At 40.0% G+C, this 20,091-nt stretch carries 19 protein-coding genes; 1 reads left to right on the top strand and 18 read right to left on the bottom strand.

Features of this window, described 5'->3' with window-relative positions:
* The first annotated feature begins 37 nt into the window (after window positions 1-37).
* Complete coding sequence (locus PLA12_00755; GenBank protein HOQ31019.1) at window positions 38-1,099, top strand: DUF2961 domain-containing protein; 1,062 nt, start codon at window positions 38-40, stop codon at window positions 1,097-1,099.
* 105 nt (window positions 1,100-1,204) lie between these two features.
* Here the strand turns inward: PLA12_00755 and PLA12_00750 are convergent, their stop codons facing one another.
* The 18 genes from PLA12_00750 to PLA12_00665 form a co-directional block, all read right to left on the bottom strand.
* Window positions 1,205-1,426, bottom strand: a complete 222-nt coding sequence (locus PLA12_00750) for a hypothetical protein (protein HOQ31018.1) — start codon at window positions 1,424-1,426, stop codon at window positions 1,205-1,207.
* A 317-nt stretch (window positions 1,427-1,743) separates the two neighbouring features.
* Window positions 1,744-2,526: an enoyl-CoA hydratase-related protein gene (locus PLA12_00745; GenBank protein ID HOQ31017.1), complete on the bottom strand. Its 783-nt coding sequence runs from the start codon at window positions 2,524-2,526 to the stop codon at window positions 1,744-1,746.
* A gap of 227 nt (window positions 2,527-2,753) precedes the next feature.
* Complete coding sequence (locus PLA12_00740) at window positions 2,754-3,233, bottom strand: hypothetical protein (GenBank protein ID HOQ31016.1); 480 nt, start codon at window positions 3,231-3,233, stop codon at window positions 2,754-2,756.
* 250 nt (window positions 3,234-3,483) lie between these two features.
* Complete coding sequence (locus PLA12_00735) at window positions 3,484-4,293, bottom strand: hypothetical protein (GenBank protein ID HOQ31015.1); 810 nt, start codon at window positions 4,291-4,293, stop codon at window positions 3,484-3,486.
* Between the two features lie 16 nt (window positions 4,294-4,309).
* Window positions 4,310-4,672 carry a PilZ domain-containing protein gene (locus PLA12_00730; protein HOQ31014.1) on the bottom strand — a complete coding sequence of 121 codons (363 nt, stop codon included), beginning with the start codon at window positions 4,670-4,672 and terminating at the stop codon, window positions 4,310-4,312.
* A gap of 149 nt (window positions 4,673-4,821) precedes the next feature.
* On the bottom strand, window positions 4,822-5,982 hold the full coding sequence (locus tag PLA12_00725; GenBank protein ID HOQ31013.1) for a hypothetical protein: 1,161 nt from the start codon (window positions 5,980-5,982) through the stop codon (window positions 4,822-4,824).
* 97 nt (window positions 5,983-6,079) lie between these two features.
* On the bottom strand, window positions 6,080-8,377 hold the full coding sequence (locus PLA12_00720) for a PASTA domain-containing protein (protein HOQ31012.1): 2,298 nt from the start codon (window positions 8,375-8,377) through the stop codon (window positions 6,080-6,082).
* Between the two features lie 9 nt (window positions 8,378-8,386).
* Window positions 8,387-9,043: a tRNA (guanosine(46)-N7)-methyltransferase TrmB gene (gene trmB / locus PLA12_00715; GenBank protein HOQ31011.1), complete on the bottom strand. Its 657-nt coding sequence runs from the start codon at window positions 9,041-9,043 to the stop codon at window positions 8,387-8,389.
* Window positions 9,044-9,189: 146 nt separating this feature from the next.
* On the bottom strand, window positions 9,190-9,480 hold the full coding sequence (locus PLA12_00710) for a M48 family metallopeptidase (protein ID HOQ31010.1): 291 nt from the start codon (window positions 9,478-9,480) through the stop codon (window positions 9,190-9,192).
* The gene (locus tag PLA12_00705; GenBank protein ID HOQ31009.1) at window positions 9,458-12,424 is read right to left on the bottom strand and encodes an HsdR family type I site-specific deoxyribonuclease; all 2,967 of its coding nucleotides are present in this window, start codon (window positions 12,422-12,424) and stop codon (window positions 9,458-9,460) included. The genes PLA12_00710 and PLA12_00705 overlap by 23 nt, the downstream gene beginning before the upstream one ends.
* A 3-nt stretch (window positions 12,425-12,427) precedes the next feature.
* Window positions 12,428-13,660 (bottom strand): restriction endonuclease subunit S, encoded by a 1,233-nt coding sequence (locus tag PLA12_00700; protein HOQ31008.1) that lies wholly within the window; start codon window positions 13,658-13,660, stop codon window positions 12,428-12,430.
* A gap of 699 nt (window positions 13,661-14,359) precedes the next feature.
* Window positions 14,360-15,898: a class I SAM-dependent DNA methyltransferase gene (locus PLA12_00695; protein ID HOQ31007.1), complete on the bottom strand. Its 1,539-nt coding sequence runs from the start codon at window positions 15,896-15,898 to the stop codon at window positions 14,360-14,362.
* A gap of 281 nt (window positions 15,899-16,179) precedes the next feature.
* Window positions 16,180-16,749: an MBL fold metallo-hydrolase gene (locus PLA12_00690; protein HOQ31006.1), complete on the bottom strand. Its 570-nt coding sequence runs from the start codon at window positions 16,747-16,749 to the stop codon at window positions 16,180-16,182.
* Window positions 16,746-17,246, bottom strand: a complete 501-nt coding sequence (locus tag PLA12_00685) for a pentapeptide repeat-containing protein (GenBank protein HOQ31005.1) — start codon at window positions 17,244-17,246, stop codon at window positions 16,746-16,748. The genes PLA12_00690 and PLA12_00685 overlap by 4 nt, the downstream gene beginning before the upstream one ends.
* A gap of 40 nt (window positions 17,247-17,286) precedes the next feature.
* Window positions 17,287-18,030 (bottom strand): glycoside hydrolase family 2 TIM barrel-domain containing protein, encoded by a 744-nt coding sequence (locus PLA12_00680; GenBank protein ID HOQ31004.1) that lies wholly within the window; start codon window positions 18,028-18,030, stop codon window positions 17,287-17,289.
* Window positions 18,027-19,064, bottom strand: a complete 1,038-nt coding sequence (locus PLA12_00675) for a hypothetical protein (GenBank protein ID HOQ31003.1) — start codon at window positions 19,062-19,064, stop codon at window positions 18,027-18,029. Before PLA12_00675 ends, PLA12_00680 begins: the two co-directional genes overlap by 4 nt.
* A gap of 140 nt (window positions 19,065-19,204) precedes the next feature.
* Window positions 19,205-19,585: a hypothetical protein gene (locus PLA12_00670; protein ID HOQ31002.1), complete on the bottom strand. Its 381-nt coding sequence runs from the start codon at window positions 19,583-19,585 to the stop codon at window positions 19,205-19,207.
* 1 nt (window position 19,586) lies between these two features.
* Complete coding sequence (locus PLA12_00665) at window positions 19,587-20,066, bottom strand: hypothetical protein (GenBank protein HOQ31001.1); 480 nt, start codon at window positions 20,064-20,066, stop codon at window positions 19,587-19,589.
* Window positions 20,067-20,091: the final 25 nt, after the last annotated feature.

Here is a 20,091-nt window from a genome sequence, read left to right as displayed (position 1 = left end):
AAAATTAATTATTCCTAATAATGAGAAGGAATGCCTTATGTTTATTAATATCCCGATGAACCATTTATTTACTCCATCCCTTGCACAATCTCGAGCCATCACCCCCGAAAACCGCACAGGAGAAAAAGGAAAAGGAGGTATGGCAACAGAAGGACCCGCTTCCTCCTGTGCACGCGATTTAGGCCAGGGATGGAAAATATCCCCTTATATAAAAATACCTGCAGGCACAACAGAAATCCTTGCAGACATTCAGGATTCGGGAATCATTCAGCATATCTGGCTAACCCCTACAGGGAATTGGCGACATCAGATATTAAGGTTCTATTGGGACAATGAAGAAAATCCAAGTATTGAAACACCATTAGGCGACTTTTTCGGGATGGGCTGGTGTGAATATGCACCTTTAAATTCTCTGGCAATATGTGTCAATCCCGGCAGTGCATTCAATGGCTACTTCCCTATGCCATTTCGAAAACGATGCAAAATAACTCTGGAGAATATTGGCTTCGAGGAAGTAGTCCTGTATTATCAAATTGATTATTGCCTTACCGATGTTTCAGAAAATACTTTATACCTGCACGCACACTGGCACCGTGAAAATCCACTCCCCTATAAAAAGGTTTATACACTGTTAGATAATGTTTGCGGAAAAGGGAAATATGTCGGCACTTATCTGGCGTGGCAGTCCAACAATTGTGGCTGGTGGGGAGAAGGAGAGGTAAAATTTTACATTGATGGCGATACCTGGCCTACCATCTGCGGAACCGGTACAGAAGATTATTTCTGCGGCTCATATAATTTTGACCGTGGAGGACAATATGTCCCCTTTTGCACGCCATATTCAGGCTTACACCAAGTTATAAAGCCCGATGGCTCTTACCGTTCCCAGCAAAGGTTTGGAATGTATCGCTGGCACATCACGGACCCCATCTGTTTTGACAAGGACCTTCGCGTTACTCTACAAGCATTAGGTTGGCGTAGTGGCGGGCGATATTTGCCCCTCCAAGACGATATAGCCTCTGTGGCTTATTGGTATCAAACCGAACCCCATCAACCTTATTCTACTTTACCAAACCGCGATTTCCTGGAAGTCATTTAATGTCCAATTCAATTTTCCTTTTTAAAAATTGACACCCTGTCCATACTCACCAATGAAAAGGAACAGAAAATCCGTTTTCCATCCGCGGATTAAGCTAAATAGGACTTATGGGACGGATGGGACACATGGGACACATGGGACATAGGGGACACATAGGACACATGGGATATTAACAACCAAACTATGCTTTACCCGTTCTAATCCCGTCTGCACGGGCAGTGCCCCTGATAATAAAATGTCTTGTAGGGGCGATTGACCAATCGCCCTCCTATCCTGACGGGAAAATCTATATCCCGTTAATGCCCTATCAATATCGCAAATCCCCATTATAAAATTGATATGCAATTATTACATTGTTAGGGTGAAACATGTTTCGCTCCTACATTTTTAAAAAAAAGGATATGTGAAAAAATTCAGTGTATAAAAATTAATGGTTAATGGTAAATGATTAATGATTAGAAAAGGATATGTGAAAAAATTCGGTGTATAACAATATCAATCTATTGTCTATGTATCTTGGCAGGACTTTTGGAATATTCTATTCCTATATCAGATGTGTATAAAAATATCAATCTATTATCTATGTATCTTGCAGGGTATCACTTGATTTTATATCTTATTTGAAAAGGGTAGAAGAGAATGTTTTATACACCCTTAAACTGGGGTGTGCGTTTATTTAAGAATGCTTCTACACCTTCTCGAGCATCTGACGATTTGGCACATTTCTCAAAGGCTGATTTTTCGTAATCTGCCGCATGAGACGGTTCTGCTATTCGCTTTTTCTGCAATAAAATGAGTTCACGAAGAGCCACGGGTGGCTTGCTTGCAAGTAGGTCTGCTAATTCTTGTGCTGTTCTTTTCAACTCTTCAGGAGGAATAACCTTGCTCACCAAGCCATATTGTAACGCCTCTTCGGCGGATATGCTTCTACCTGTTAGTATTAAATCCATGGCTCTACCTTCTCCTATAACACGGGGAAGACGAAATGTCCCACCCCAACCGGGAATAATACCCAAATTAATTTCAGGTTGACCCATTGTTGCATTTGCCGAAGCAATTCGAATATGGCAGGCAAGTGCTAATTCACATCCTCCACCTAAAGCAAACCCGTTAATCGCAGCAATCACCGGCTTTGTGCATGCTTCAATACGGTCCATCGTTTTTATCCCCTGAGCAAGCATTTTCCCTTCTCCCATTGGGTTATCTAAATCCTCTGCTATGGTCGGAATATCTGCACCTGCCGCAAAAAATTTTCCTTCACCTCCCGTGATAATCACAGCCCTCACATTCGGGTCTTTCTCGGCTTCTTCAATAGCGTTGTAAATTTCTGCCAATAGTTCCCGAGAAAGAGCATTCGCTTTGGGTCGGTTCAGTATAATCCAGAAACTCGCATTTACTTTCTCTGTTAGTAGATACTGATAACTCATAATGACCTCCTTCTGTTGGTTTTTATAATTCAATAATTATAATGTTATTAATCGAATGTTGTTTCAAATAGTATATTCTTATCCTGTCTATCGTATAAATAATAATTAACAGACATTGCCAATATTGTAATAGTTTAATTAGAGAGAATAGGTGCATTTCAAGTGCGCAATTTTTGAAAGCAGGAAAACTTATTATCGGAAGGTCGTGTCAAAAATAACAAATAAAATTACTCTTCTAATTTCGTAGGTATATTGCTCTCGTCAATTTTTAATATTTGTTTTACTTTCTCATACAAGGCTTGGGCATGAGGATGTCCTAAATACATTGCAACACCAAGGAAAGCAAGACTATCTAAATATTCTTTTTCTCTGTAATAACAATAGCCCAATCCATAAAAGGCTTCGCGCACGGGCTTGTTTTCAATTACCACCGATTGGAACAAGGGAAGAGCCAGTTCCCATTTTCCCTCTTTAATGAGACGAACCCCTTCAACAATTCGTTCCATAGGAGGGTGGTTTTTTAATTTTCGGTAGATGGCTGTGTTGCTCTCATTGGGCTCAAGCAAATTTTCTTGATTGATTTTAATAATCTTTCCACATACACCACAGGTTAATTGTTCAATCAAGTCCGGCTTGACAATAGGATATATCTGCCCACAAGAACACATCACATGATATGTTTCACTTATTTCTTTATGGTACAACATAATCTTTTTCCTTATCATAATTATTAAATATAATTATAATATTAACAAAATTATATCATTATTATTATAATATAAGTGCCTCATTTTTGCAACATATATTTTGAAATTTCTATTATTAAAATATTGTAATTTTTGCAATTACAATATATATCAATTATTTACGAATATTGCAAGTCAAGTATTAACCCTTAAATAAATACGGTCTCAACACCTAATTTTTTATAAAAAAGCAAACAGGTAGGACTTTTAATTAGAAGGGTTCGGATAATTTATGCACTACTCCACAAGAATAGATAATAGCATCTTTTGGAGATTTTTTTACAACAAGAATATCCCCTTCTTCTAACGGTATCGATTCCGGGGCATTATCATGAGCAAGAACAGCAGGTCCTCTTGTTATTTTTACCTCAACCAAAGTGTCTTCCGATAAAATCATGTGCGTTACAGCTTCTGAAGTCGCCAAAAACGCAATGCCGATTCCATTCCAGAAAATACCCCGTGTAACATTAGAAAAGTATGCCGTGCTACCAAAAGGGGTGCTAATCATGAATCCATCACCGAGTATATCCCTATCCTCCCCTTCGTAAGAGATACCATCAATCCATATTTTAAATCGGACAGCGGTATTAATTTTACCTTTCTCTACCATTACTTCATTTAGGGCTTCAAACTGATGCGATGGATTTGTTGTTCCCCCGGGATAAACAGAGCAAACTAATTTCATATAACGATACGGGACGAGTTTATCCTCTGTTAATCTTTTTAATACCTCTTTTGGGGGATGGTGAATGCACCGATGTCCTCGCAAACTTTTTAATACGGGAATTTTAGGGATATGCGGATATAAATATTCTGCAGAAAGGAGTGTGCCATCTCCTCCATAACTTAAAACAAAATCCGGGTTTTCTTGAACGATTTTCAATTGAGGGAAATTCTTAAACAGGGGAATAATTTCTTTAACATCTTTTCCGAACAGAAGAATTCTTTTTTCAGAACTATCAATTATTTTTCTTTTTTTTCTCCCGCGTTTTTCTTTTATAGCGCCCACTTCGTTAATCATATATAAAATACTTTATCTAATTATCTTTTTTAGAAAGGCTATGTTCAACAAATTCGCGTATTTTTTCCTGGTCCTTTTCATCTATGCGTGTAAAAACAATGCCTACTTTAAAATGGTCGTCTCCCAATTTATCTTTATTACAACGCACAACAATACCTTCTGCCTGAATGCGATGTTTCGAAGGTTTCGGAAGTTCTACTACGATTTGCATCCGTGTCATTAGTGGGATGGGCTGAACCGTATGGCACAAAACGCCATTGGCACTGATGTTGTCCACATGATTAAGTATTCCCGGTCCTTTAGATTCAATGGGAATTTTCAGACCGTGTTTACTGCGGGGATACTTCCTTCTTTCTTCAGGATTTGTAGTGTGTGTCATAGAATTCCTCCTGATTAATTTCGATTATATAAATATATTACTTCAAAGGCTCCCCTTTTTTAAAAAAATATTATATTGATTTCCACACAATTTGTAAAAAAGGGCAATCTTTAGTAAGCCTGTATGTATATTGTCCAATATGGGAATACTTATTTTTTATCGGGGGAAGTTTCGGGATATATAAGCGTTTTAAATTTATAAATGAACACAGGGAAGAAACTTATTACCAATAGTAAAACGATACTCCACCAACTTGAATTATGATAGACAAAATAAGATTTTTCAAAATAGATAAGCACGGCTTCTGTGATAATAAATATTAATATACCGTGCAAAACAGTTCTTTTCTCTGCGTTCATTGTCCCTGATAACGCAAAGTAAAAAGCACTGAACCCTAGTCCCAATAGAATTACATTGCGTAATGGAATAAGAAAATGATAAAAAGGTGTTCGTGCTACCTGCACAGAGAAAAGAGCCAGAGAATAGCGGGATATACTTAAAGATGGAACGAATTGAAATGTTTTCAATATCCCTTCAAGCACAAGAAAAGTTAAGAATATAATAACCATTCCCAGAGAGATACTTATAGCGGTTTGTTTTTTCTGTTCTATAGATAATAATCTACTTGAGAAGAAGCCCAATATCAAAAACAGAATAGCAGTTTCCCTTAAAGAGATATACATCGAAAAAAGATAGTCCGAAATATCATCATCCAGAGTTGTGGAACTAACTAAAAGTGTAGTAGGCAGAAAGTCAACATAATCCACAATATAAAAGAGAATTTTTGCGATAATTCCAAGGAATATTCCCCAACTCCACCATGAAATAGAAAGAGACTGCCTTTTGATAATATAGATACAGGCGAAAAATAAAAGTAGGTTCACGATAACAACAATACTCTGGGCAATGTATACCTGTTGGTTTTTTACAGCAGGAACAACAACAGCATAAACATTTCCTACCATCTCTTGAAGATGTAGTGATATATAGATATTATCCAGTTCCTTTTCTTCGGGTAATATAAAGTGCCAGTGAAGAAATGAGAAAGCAGGGATTTCTTTTTTTTCAATAATGTTCTTTTTTGTGTCTTCGATTTGAATAGTAACCCGACCCTTCAGAATTTTTCCTGTAAAAGCAAAGATATAGCCCTTTTGTTCGCTATGATGGCTCAAAACTCTATATCGGACGATTTTTGTTTCAGGGAAACTACTTGTTTTGTAATCCTTTTCGAAAAGGGGTTCCGCATAAATTATGGATTGTATGCATACTTGTAAAACAAGGAAACATAAAAAAGGCAATTTTTTACTCATAGTGAAAGATTTTCTATAGGTAAGTTGTGGATAAAGTATTTTGCGAATTGTAAGAGATATTGTAGAGGAAGACGAATTTATTTCACAATTTTTAGGATTAATTCAAAAAAATGGGACAGTAGTTATCTTCTGAAATAAACGGGCAAACCCGATAGCCGTTTGAATTAAAAAACTGTATCATACGAAGAATTTCTTCAAGGCTGATATGCCAGTCTGGGGGTAAATAATCAGCAGCATGTCGGGGACAGGAGAAATCAAAACTTTCGTCATAACCCGGTGCATAACCATCTTCCGTTCCTTCTTCACAATGAAATCCGGAAGAATTTAAAAACTGAATAATGCGAAGTAATTCTCCCAAATCTATCTTGTTATCCTGATTTATATCCCCGGTGTGAATGGGAGGGATAAGCGAAGGATTGAAAATATTTTTAACAAAGGCATCTTTATTCCCATTAAGTTCAGCTACCATGAGATATTCCTCATAGTTGGTTAATCCATCATTATCAATATCGGCATCGGGCAGTAACGGAAAATTATCCGATGGATACTCAAAGGCAGAATAGTTTTTTGAGAGTAAAAATCTATCCTTTATAACATCTATATTTGTTCCGATGGTTAGAAGTCCTGTCAAGACATGACGAAAAAGATAATAGGAAGAGTGGAAATAGGGCTCTTTTTGTAGTTGTTGATAGTTCTCGATAAACTTACAGATAAACTCATTTTCCCATATCCCCTGAGGGTTGCAAAGCAGGTATTTGACTACTTCTATTTCCCATGCGTCTGGGATAGCGGACTGATTAACATCACAGTTAGCCCATAACTGTCCAACATAACTTCCTATTTTCATCCCTTCATAATCAAAATTGGGGCATGTTGCCGTCCAGATACAACCTTCGCCTTCCACTGCTCCTTCACCTTCTATTATCCCTTCGCCTTCCGTTACTCCTTCACCTTCTATTATCCCTTCGGGACAGGGTCCCGAAGATACCACAATATTTACAAAACTACCGGGGGATAATTGTTCCCCGGCGGAGGGATTTTGACTAATAACTCTATCCTGTTCTATTTCATCATTGCATTGCTCTGTTATGCTCCCTAATTTTAAATTGGCGGCTACGATTATATCTTCTGCTTCTCCTCGAGACATTCCAATCACATTCGGTACCGATACAGGGCAGGGTCCTGTGGACACCCAGAGCGATACAGAATTTCCTATCTCCACCGTTGTCCCTGCGGATGGGTTCTGGTCTATAACATATCCCGAAGGATAATCATCACTACATAATTCTGTAATATCCCCGACAGTTAAATCCGTGCTTGTTATAATCGTTTCTGCGGTATTGCGACTTGTCCCTATAACATTCGGCACTTGGGTCAAATTGGTAAAAATACAACGGACATAACGGTCCCTGTCCATAGAAAAGGCGCACCGCTGATAGGTAGGTAATGTATCGCCGAAATCCCCTTCCCAGCGGAGGAATTTCCATGTAGGCGAAGTTATTATTCTTTCACATCGGATATATGTCCACTCAATAATACTAAATTCGTGGATACCTGTGGATAAAATTATGGGCTCTTCAAAACCTTTTGTAAAAGAAACACCTCCTTCGCCAATTATCTCCAATTTAAGGTTATACCAGGGTTTTTCAATGAATACCGCCGTAATATTTCGGTCCTGGTCCATAGTTAATTCCAACAAAATATAGTATCGGGGTTCATTATTACCGATATCCCCTTCCCAATGGTCAAACCGCCATAATGGGTCATTTGAATAAGAGTAGACAAAAATAGATAAACCTTCCGAATAACGATGCGGTGTCCCATGCAAAGGAGTTGTTCCCCCGGGTCCTATTACACTGATATTAAGCGTATAGCCTGTATTGGTAAAGCGTGCGGTTATATATTTGTTAGAATTCATAACAAACTGAATAAACTCTTCATTACTGGCAACATCACCCCTCCAACCCCCAAAATAAACACCCGGCGATGTACCAGCACTTAAAGAGACCTTATCTCCATCCTTAAAACCGTAAACTCCCGGCGAGAACGATGTGAAACCCGTAGCATTACCAATATGCTCTAAAGTTAACCGCCAAACCGCAGGGACAAATACCGCAGTTACGGTTCTATTGCCATCCATGCGAATTTGAGCGAACAAATCCGTCCCGGTAATAGCACCCTCCCAGTGGTCAAATGCCCAGTCGGCATTCGGGACAGCGTTTATAAATGCGTATGTCCCGGCTTCATAATAGAAATCTCCGACACCGGGATTTACTGTCCCTCCACCTTGAACTTGAATTCGCAGACGGAACGAAATTTTTTCCCCAGCAAAACAAGGGAACGCTGTGAGAATAACAACGAGCATAAATGATAGGAGGAAAAATCTATGTTTCATTTCATTATCCTAATTATTATTCATACGCTTTTCACACGGTTTCTCTGCTTTCCGTTCGAAAATAGTTCTATATATATAACGCCCTAAACGAATAACGGAATTCTCACGCTCCGTAAGAATACCAAAAGGATTGTGTTCGAGCAATTCATCCACGACTTGAAAACAGATATTGTCTGCAAAAAGACCACAAATATTCTTACTTAATTCCTCCACATCCGTTTGAATAAAGACCTTCCCACGAGGCTGTAAGTATGTTGCTAATGTTTGCACCAATTGCGGTGTAACCAATCTCCGTTTATGGTGGCGCCTTTTGAACCATGGGTCTGGAAAATTAATACTTACAAACTGCAATACACCAATAGGTAGACTTTCAAGAAGGGGCTGTAAAACGATATGCGCCTGACCGTGAAAGAAATAAAGGTTCGCAAGTCCCAATTCATCCTTCCATTGATTTGCCCGTTCCACTAAAGGTTCGCGTATCTCCAACCCTAAAAAATTCCAATCTTTATTCTTTTGTGCCAGCTGCAGCAAAAAACGACCACTTGCAGAACCCAAATCAAGATGAAGAGGTAGAAAAGGCTCTGCATACACCTTCGACCATTGCGGCATAGGCGGCACAACCAGATATTTTTTATTCAACGGATTTACATGCTGATGTATTCGCAAATGACCTTCAACCTTTCAATTTCGATTTCATATCCATCTCTATAACATAATTATACACCCTTTTATTTTATAAGTGAAGCATCCCCCATATATCATAGATTTAATTGAATTGCAATCCAAGAGGTTTTACCATTCCTCTTATACCGTCATTCTGCCGTCTCAGTTGCATTTAGGCTCTTATTTAAATATGCTCTCAGCAAAAGATGAAACATTTTGCTATGATTTCGATACCTGAGATGGAGAAGTTCATGCAGGATAATTTTATACCTTACTTCTTTATTCTCATCCAGCAAAGACACATCAAAGGTTAACCTCCCCTTACTGGAACAACTTGCCAGTTTTCTATTCATCCTGCGGATATGAATTTCTTTGGGCTTTACACCCACCATATCGGCAAGTTCAAAAACTTTCTTCTTAAATACATCTTGAGTTAACATCGTTAGGATTTTCCTTTAAGGTTCGGAATATTCGTTCTACAATTTCCACCGCTTTTTGATAATCAGAAACCCCGGATTGAAGTATAATCTCATAAAACTTTTTACGAACTGTTATCGCCTGCTCCTCAGACTCTTTCCAGTGGGGACTTTCTTCAAAGACCTCTTTTATCCGATTTGCCACATCCTCAGCCTTTTCATACCCTTCACTGTCGAGTATCCAATACACGGTGAATACATCGGCAGGCATATTTTTTTCAATCTCTTCCATCTTTGCTTTGATGGTTTCTTTCGTTAATTGAATTACTTCAGCCAACGCTTCTTGCGTGGTTATTTGTCCTTCGCGATACCGTTTTGCTATCTCATGAGCCTTTTCTCCTATAGATATAAGGTAAGGAGACTTCTGCGACTGTTCCTCTACCATCTTTGTAATACTGTTGAGTAGGTTAAACACCTTTTCCGTATCAGAAACCTTGCTCTCTTCAATCTTTTTCAGCGTCTCTTCATTGATTTCGTATATCTCAAGGGCGGGCTTTATAGAACTACTGCTTGTATATTCCTGAACCAACTTCGCTGTCTTCCTCATAAAGTTTCTATCAATAGAGACCCCCGGCTCATAATTAGACCGCAGTATCCCATACATCTTCGCAAGGGTATCAAATTCCTCAATATAGGACCTCAAAAACGGGTCCGGAGAGATAATTTCGTAGCGGTCTTGAAGTTCCTTGAAAAACCGATAAAACTCATGCCTTTTTTCCTCATTCCTGAAATGTTCTAACACTGTCTCCACCGCTTTGTCCCGCGCCTTGCCCTCTATTATAGACAGATACTCCGCCCGCGCAATCCGCATCTTCTCGACAAATTCCTCTTTTAGCATCTCTACATCTTTCACAACGCCTTCAATATCTTCAGAATCAAAGGATAAGGCTTTCTCAAGATTTTGAAATATCCCAACAAAATCCAAAATGAACCCGGAGGGCTTTTTCACGCTATTTTTATCCTCATACGGTCTATTCACCCTTGCAATGGCTTGCAGTAGCACATGGTCACGCATCGGCTTGTCTAAATACATACAGTAGAGTATGGGCGCATCAAAGCCCGTAAGCAGTTTTTCCGTAACGATGAGTATCTTCGGCAATTGGTCAGGCTGTCTGAACGCCTTCCTTACCCTCTTCTCTTCCTCCTTCGTAAGGTGGTATTTCGCTAATTCCGTCGGATCGTTGTAAAAACTACTAATTACAACTTTTGAGTATTCCGAAGGCAGAAATTTATCAAGTTCTTCTTTATATAATGCGCAAGCTTCCCTATCCACAGCGACAAGAAACGCTTTATAGCCCATAGGTTCAACCGTTTCGGTAAAATGCTTTGCCACATACTCCGCCACCTTCTTAATCCTGTTTTTGCTCTTTAGCATGTTTCGGAGATTTACTGCCTTCTCTAACACTTTATTGAGTTCCTCAATATCGCTCACACCTTCCGCCTCTTTTATCATTAAAAACTCCGTTTCTAAGGTTTCCCTATCCACCAGAAGTTCGTTAGATGCCAATGTGTAATAAAGGGGGAGCGTCGTTCCATCTTCTATCGATTCCGCAATACTATATCTGTCCAGATAACCCTTAGGCGGGTCATCCCTCCCGAATATTACAAATGTCCCCTGCCCTTGAGATGTCCTATCAATAGGTGTGCCCGTAAAACCGATATAGGTTGCCTCTGGTAAAGCACCCATAAGATAATTGCCGAGTTTACCACCCGTAGTCCTGTGTGCCTCATCTACAAGCACAAATATGTTCTTTCTTGTATTTATATTGACGGGCATACCTTCAAACTTATGAATCATACTGATGATAAGCCCCCTCTTATCCTGCTCAAGCAGCCCGCGTAGATGCTCCCTACTCTCCGCAACCTCCACCGACTCAAACCCTACCGCCCTCAAATTACTAAAAAGTTGCGACTCCAATTCCGTGCGATCCACCAGCATTATCACTGTCGGATTCTCAAACAAAGGATTTTCAATAAGTTTCTTAGCAGAGACAATCATCGTATAAGTTTTCCCGGAGCCTTGCGTATGCCAGATTAGTCCCCTCCGCTTCTCTTCCAATTCCGCCCGTTTGACTACCTTTTCCACCGCCCGCATTTGATGCGGTCTCAAAATAACCTTCTTCAATTCATCGTCCTGCCGCACAAATAGCACAAAATCCGTTATCAGTTTTACAATCCGCTCCCTCTCAAAAAATGTCTTCACAAGCCGCTCAAAATCCCCTGCTACCTCCTCCTTCCAGTTAAAAAGCCCTTTCAGCGATGTGTTCCATGTGGGACTATAAAAATATTTGATAAGATGCGTTATCGCATACGCCTGAAGCACCGCCAATATCTCCGGACAATCCCTGTGATAACGACTTACCTGCTCTAAGGCTTCCGTCAACCCCTCTATCTTATCCGCTGACTTCGTCTCCACAAAAATCACCGGCACACCGTTTATAAGAAACACCAAATCAAACCGTATCGTCTTGCTTCCATTAGTAAAAGGAAACTCATCCGTTATCTGAAAGATGTTATTCTCTATGTTTTCCGTGTCTATAAACTTTACATTTCGTTCCCTTTTCTCTCCGGGCACAAAAACGCCCCTCAAACCCTTCAAATATTCCCAGACGGTCAGATTCCCTTCAATAGTCGGAGGTATAATTTCTATCTTCCGTATAAGGTCATTAGCAATCAGGTCATCTACAAACGGGTTTAATTTCTTCATCTGACCGATAAACACATCCCTAAACACAAACCCCGCCGTGCCACCCCTCATCTCCTCTGCAATCTTCGGCGGAACATACTCCCAGCCTAATTTTAAGTGTATTTTTTCACCACCCGCCGCTATATATTCCGCCGACGATTCACCAACATAATTTATAATAGGCTCTTGAACGGAATATCTTTCACCTCCCAGTTTCTCCATACCTTAACCCTCTATGTTTAAGTTATTCACTCTGATTTTACCGCTCATTAAATAGTGAAGCATAGACCTAAACAATACCTCAAGCGACTTCTTCTTCCTCTCCTCCGCCTGTATCTTCTCATCCACCGCACACAATACCTCCACTATCCTCTCCTGCTCCGAAAGAGGGGGTAGGGGGATAGGAAACCTCTCTAACTTTGATTTGTTTATTGCCATAAATGTTGAGCCCGTTCCCTGTTTTTCAAGCAAAGGTTTTAAATAAGCAAGGCAATAAAACAAATAGAAGTTATTGCTATTTTTCAAAGATAATGAAGCTAAACCTCTACCAATACAGTATATAATATTGGTCAAATTTACATCTCCTACAGGTGCTCTTACCGAAATCAAAACTGTATTTGGAAGAGCAATTTTCAAAGGTTTAGTTGTATATTTAATATGTGTAGGATAAATATCTCCAAATTCTGCTTTCCCCTGTAGAAAAGGCACTCCATTTCCCTCTGTATTGTAAGTTTTCCCTGGTGGAGATTGTCCCATAATTACTTCACAAACCTCGCCCAGTTTTACGACATTCCAATGTTGAGGAATATTGCCAATCTCAGTATCTTTAAGATTTACGCTATCCACATTGTTAACGGGCACAGGTCCATAAGTAAAAAGATGCTTCATTAAAGACCTTTTCAACTCCCTATTTGCCCGTATCACCTTCTCCGTCTTCTCTATCACTCCTTGAATCGCCGATAATACCCCCGCTATCCTCTCCTGCTCACTAAGAGGGGGTAGGGGGATAGGAAACCTCTCTAACTTTGATTTGTTTATTGCCATAAATGTTGAGCCCGTTCCCTGTTTTTCAAGCAAAGGTTTTAAATAAGCAAGGCAATAAAACAAATAGAAGTTATTGCTATTTTTCAAAGATAATGAAGCTAAACCTCTACCAATACAGTATATAATATTGGTCAAATTTACATCTCCTACAGGTGCTCTTACCGAAATCAAAACTGTATTTGGAAGAGCAATTTTCAAAGGTTTAGTTGTATATTTAATATGTGTAGGATAAATATCTCCAAATTCTGCTTTCCCCTGTAGAAAAGGCACTCCATTTCCCTCTGTATTGTAAGTTTTCCCTGGTGGAGATTGTCCCATAATTACTTCACAAACCTCGCCCAGTTTTACGACATTCCAGTCTTCTGGGAGGGGTCCGAGTTCCGTTTCTTTAAATCCGTTCTCTGAGTCTTTCATAATACACCTCAACTAATCACAATTATACAAAATTGCTCCTTTATTACAACTTTATTATTCTTTTATTCTTTATTATACTTTTTTTATATCATTATCGCATTTTTACCGACCTTTTTTGCCTTTCGCTTTTTATTGCGTCCTTACGGATATTCTTTTGCATACCTCTGTCCCCTTTGACACCACCAATTACTATTCAATCATTATACAATCAATACTTGACCACCTCATTATTGCAAAAAAATATAAAATTTTCACGAAGAATTGCCTCCCTATTTTCACACCCCCGATTCATTACTTTCATTACCTATTCATTACTTGAAGAACTATAGGACATGGGTAACACTTGTCTTGGTATATCGTATGAGAAATTTATAACATCCTACGGAAGTGCTACATATAAACCGATACATAGAGCCTAAGAGGGCGATTAGCCAATCGCCCCTACATGTTACCTATGTCCCATAGGTAATCACATTACTTATTCATTACCTTCATTACCCAATATAACCGTAAAAATCCTTTCCTTTTCCTATATTTCCCACACATCTGAAAAAACTCTTTTCCCCGCACTTGGGTTCAATTGTCCCCTTTATGTCCCCTTTATGACCCCTTTGTCCCCTTTGACATCAATGGATTGATAAATCATTAAAACATAGAAAATTCCCTTAACTCTCTAACCCCACACTCCCGAAAAAACTCTTATTCATAATCGAATCCCAACTCCGTCAGCACCTTTTTTAATTTTGCTTCCGCCTCTTTTCGCTCTTCTTCCGCCTCTAAAAGTTCTACCATTGCCTCATCTACCGGTATCGTCTCATCACCGCCGTTTAACGCTACATACCTTGACGGGCTCAGGTTGTAATCGTTCCTCCTCACCTCATCTGTGGTAATGATCTTGCTTATACTTTCCTCTTCCTTCCACTCTAAGTATATGCGGGCTACTCTTGCTATACTCTCATCGGGCAGGTAGTTTTTAGGTCTCTCTTTTTCGTGAAGTTGGGAAGTATTTATCAAAAGCATCTTATTCTTTCGTTCTTCGGGTTTGTTTTTGTTAATGAGCAGGATAATACCGGGTGCTGTGGTGTTGTAAAAGAGGTTTTCAGGGAGGAGAATGACGGTTTCTACTAAATCCTGCTCTACAAATTCTTTCCTTATATCCCTTTCTCTGTCCCTGCCTGTGTTACCACTTCCCCTCGAGACGGCTCCTGTATCCAGAACTACAGCCATTTTCCCGTTATCTTTAAGCGATGCGTGCATGTGCTGTATCCATGCCCAATCGGCACTGTTCGAGGGAGGATAGCCAAATATGAAGCGGTTGTATGGGTCATTTTCATATACACTTTGAGGGAATTTTTGATTCCACATAGGATTCGCCACTACGAAGTCGAACTTTTTCAGAGAGCCATCTGAATTTAAGAATTTAGGAGTTTTCATTGTGTCCCCGAGAACGATTTCCGCATCCATACTGTGTATGAACACATTCATCTTTGCCATAGCGTAGGTGGCATGCAGGATTTCCTGACCATAAAATTTAAGGGGCTTTGTTTTTGGGTTATCTCCATACTTTTCTTTGAACCTGAGGTAAGTTTTTATGAGAAGTCCACCGGAACCGGCACAAGGGTCATAAACTTCTATCCCTGGCAGTGGGTCTAATATGTGAGCCATGAGAATGGCTACCTCTTTAGGGGTGTAGAATTCACCGGCACTTTGCCCGCTGCCTTCCGCAAACTTACGCAGAAGATACTCATACGCTCTGCCAAGGATATCCGGTTCGACATCATCCAGCCCGAGCCGACATCTTCCCAATACATCTATTAAGGCTTTCAAACTATCATCACTTATCACCCGTTCCCCTGCGGTCGTTGCGTTAAAATCAACAATGTCTATTACCCCTTGTAATTTTGGGTTTTCTCTTGCAACCGTTCTGACAGCATCCGTTAAATACTGCCCTATGCGGGTGGTCTGTTTTTTTATGTTTTCCCACCTTGCCGTTTCAGGAAGGTAGAAGCGAACGAGTTTGTGGTCCTGTCCTACTAATTTTTCTGCAATTTCTCTACTGCGATACTGTTCGGAGAGTTTAAGAATTTCGTCTTCAAACACATCGGAAAGCCTTTTGAGAAAGATTAACGGTAGGATGTAATCTTTATATTTGGGGGCATCTACTTCTCCCCTTATTTTGCATGCTGCTTCCCAGAGCCAGTTTTCAAGGGTTTTAATGTCAAGTTTTTGAGCGGGCATTCCTTTGGACCTCCAGTGTTTTATTTTATAACACAGCTATTAATATGATTACTCATTTCTATTTTACTTAATACGATATGAACCCTATTATACTTTTCTCTGTCATTATATCTAAATTCAAGTTTCCCAAGTAGCGAAAAAATTTTTCTATTCCTCTATCTTGTTTTTAATACTTTTCCGATTTAATTTTATACTAATAGCAATACTTGAAGTAATTCCCCAATTCTTTTTTGTTTAACATTGTGCAGGTAAAATGCGTGTATTCCTGCTATTCGTTCCGTTTAGCCGCTGTTATTATTTTGTAAAAAGGGGTTGAATTTCTTTTCTATGCCCACAGAGGAGGCGGGTCCGTGTCCTGTTAATATGAGGGTATCTTCGGGCAGTATTAGTATTTTCTTCTGGATGGCTTCTATTTGTTGTTTTGCTTCCTGTGGACTTACAGTTCCACCCACAGAACCAGCGAAGAGTGCATCCCCCGTAAACACGACATTGCCGATATATAATCCGACACTTTCCGCTGTATGTCCCGGCAGGGATAATATTGTTCCTTCCCATTGCCCGACAGTTAGTTTGTTATACTTTTCATTTTCAGGGTCATTAAAGAACTCTTTCTGCGGGTATCGTTTTATATTCGGATAGATTTTATACAGTTCGCTGAGACCGGAGGTATGGTCGTAATGTTCGTGCGTTATGAACACGCCAACAAGTTTTGCCTTATATTCATCAAGGACTTTCTGCATACCTTCTGTCCATGTCGGCACATCTATTAGCAACCCTTCTTTATTTTCCGCATCAATTATCAAATAGGCGTTGGCTTCATTGACCGATGTGCAAAAGTGGTAAACTATCATTGGATAATTCCCTCCATCTTGGTTCGGTCAATTACAGGATTTCCGCGTGCATTGGTCAGCCGCGCACCTGATAAATCGGCACAACGCAGGATAGTCCGTTCTAAATTAGCATTGCTTAAATCTGCTTTTTTCAAACTTGCACAGGTAAGCCGTGCATAATACAGGTCTGCGTTTCTTAAATGGGCACCATTCAGATTGGCACCGATTAGATTTGCTCGTTTTAAGTTAGCCTTTTCTAATTTACAATCTTGAAAATTGCATGAACTCAGCACGGCAAACTCAAAGCATGCATTAGTAAGGTCTGCACCTGAAAAATCTATCCCTTCGAGCCAGACACCCATCAGATTTACATATTGCAGACAAGCCCCTTGCAGGGAGCCACTACGGATTTGCTGTTGCAATTCCATGCTAATGGATGATGGCATTTGCAAAACCCTGCCCTGTTTCGTGTCGGGCGACGATTCAAACTCGTATTTAACTACTGCTATTACGCTCATAACTTTTTACCGATAAATATTAACCTTATAAATGAGTTTCTTATTTCATATTCTTTTCGTAGGCAGATTCCGCAGAGAAAATGGCTTTAATGCGGTCAAGGTCAAATTTCGGTTTACGGTCATAGGTATAAATACCGTTTTGTTCCTGTTCGATGTTCGTCAATTGTGTATAACAGAATCCAAAAATATACGGATTATCCAAAATCGCTTTGGTCAATCCCTCTAACCGTTCATAAAATTCTTCCAGGGTTTTCGGATTGTTTCCATAACCCCAACCGCCACTTTCCACATTCCATCCAATTCCGCCATATTCGCTGATGAAGAACGGGACGGGACGGTTATCCGCGTAAGGGACATTCGGCTTCGGCGGATTTTCTCCGACCTTATCCCATTTTGCCCGAAACTTGACCGGGTCCTGCTCATAATCATGGGCATCTAATAAAAGAGGGTATGCATAGCCATGTGTCCAGCCACTGGCTTCCAGAACAGGACGGGTCGTGTCAATAGCCCGTGTCAGTTCGAACACTACCCGTTGTAGAGGGACGGTTTCCCTTGGCGTTTCATTAAACGGACACCAGCCGATAATCGCAGGATGGTTAAAATCCCGTTCTACAATCTCCCGCCATTCATGGATATAATACAACTGCCCTGCTGGATTTTTATGGTCAAAGCCCCAATCCGGAAATTCGCCCCAAACAATATAGCCTAATTTATCCGCCCAGTATAAGAAACGCGGTTCAAATACCTTCTGATGAAGTCTTGCCCCATTAAATCCGGCGTTCATGAACGCTCAATATCAGCACGCAATTCATCATCACTCGGTGCTGTCCAGATACCCGCAGGATAAAATCCCTGGTCCAACACCGTCCGATGGAAAATGGGCTTGCCATTAATGAGGAATTTCCTCCCCTCTAATGTTATTTTCCGCATACCGAAATAGGACATTAAAGTATCTATTATGGTATCACCTTGCTTTAACGATAATTTGAGGTCATATAAATTGGGCTGTCCGGGCTCCCAGATTTGAAGCGAACTCAACGGAACAATTAAATCCGCACTGTCTCCGTTTACGGCTACGGAAGCAGAACCAACAATCGCACCGTTAAAAAGAGCCTCCGCTTGTAAAGTTAATCCTGTCGGCAAATCACCCCGACATATTGCGTGTAATTTTACCTGTCGGTTATCCACATCCGTATATACACGGAACCGTTCAATGTAAGTCTTGCCGACACTTTCTAACCAGACCGTCTGCCAGATACCGGTTGTTCGGGTATAAACACAACCATAACTTTCCGGTTTTGTTGACTGTTTCCCGCCGGCTTGAATACCTGTGCGGACATCATCATACGCATGGATAACAATCGTATTCTCACCGTCTTTTATAGTGCCTGTTATATCGCAATTAATCGGGGCACTTCCGCCAAAATGCTCACCACAAAGATTTCCATTTACCCATACCTGCGTTTTCCAATCGCAGGCGCCAATATGAAGTAATAGACGATTTTCTTTCCATTCCGACGGCACAAGGAAAGAACGCCGATACCATACATTGCGGACAAAATGTTTGCGGTTAAGTCCCGACAATTCACTTTCACGACAAAACGGAACCAGGATACGGTCTGGAAATTTTGCACCTGCATCTAAAAAGGTCGCATTATCGTCATCCGTTTCTACAAACTCCCAATAGCCATTCAGGTTTATCCATGTATTTCTCTGCATGTCCGGTCGGGGATGTTCCGAACGGGGTATTTCTTCTGCTCCCACAGATACAGCAAGAAGCAATACACTTAAAGAAAGCACAAGAAGGCACAATTTCATAACTTTTTCCTTTCTTATTCTTCATGTTTAGTTTTTTTCAAAATAACCTGAAAAGTATATTATCATAAAAAAACGGGCTGCATGTGCAACCCGTTTTTTTGTTTCTGTTTAATCTGTCAGACCTGCTCAAAAATCCTGTTCTATCCCCCGCTTTTTTGCAACTTCAATTTTTGTAACGCCCTATGAATAAAATAAGGAAGCAACTCCTTCCTTATAATACTATTCAATTCCATATTTTGCCCTCGTGCCATTTCTATCGCCGTTTGCATAGCCAGATTAAACGCTTTTTTCCGTTCCTCCGGTGTTAATTTCCCATCTTCGCGGGCTTTCTTTATCTCCCGCGTATAGGTATCGTAAGTCTTCTGCACAGCACTTTCAATGATTGTTATCGCCAGACGATAACGGGAATTTTTTAATTGCTGATAAATCTCATAAGCCCGCATAATTGTCCAGACACTTCCAAAGACAACAACCATCGAGTAAAAAAGAAATTGGTCTAACATAGGGATACTTGTAATCATTTTAATCCTCCTTATTTTTGAGTTCATAAATTATGTGATTTCGGTTATCCGCATGTATATGCCCGTCTGCATAATCTGCCTTAACATAATCAAAATGCTTTTTACATATCATTTCGATTGAAGACGATGCTATCCGTTTTTTACTTTGCTTAAACCTCGCATAAAAATCCACAGCAATACCACCAAACCTTTCCAGATGTTTTGAATTGCGAGCAACAACACCCCCTTCATCAATCCAGCCCAATTTTTCTCCTAAATGTTCCAGTTGCTGGGGTGTGCGTGTTGAATCGGTTATCACAATTTCCACCTCTTCACCAAACAACTTGCCTAATTCCTCGCGAATTTTTGTCAGGGAAATAATGACCGAACGATGTATCATTACCCAGCCATTTTCATTCTCAAACTCTTTCAAATTGAAGTGAGTAACCACCCATTGCCCGTCCCATTCAACAGCAAGTTGCACATTATTCCTGCCTTTCATAAAATTCCTTTCTTCAAGGGGCTTA

Origin of the sequence: Candidatus Hydrogenedens sp. (assembly GCA_035378955.1) — a bacterium.
Classification (GTDB): domain Bacteria; phylum Hydrogenedentota; class Hydrogenedentia; order Hydrogenedentales; family Hydrogenedentaceae; genus Hydrogenedens.
Note: the sequence above shows the minus strand (reverse complement) of the source record. Positions and strands in the feature narration are given on the sequence as shown.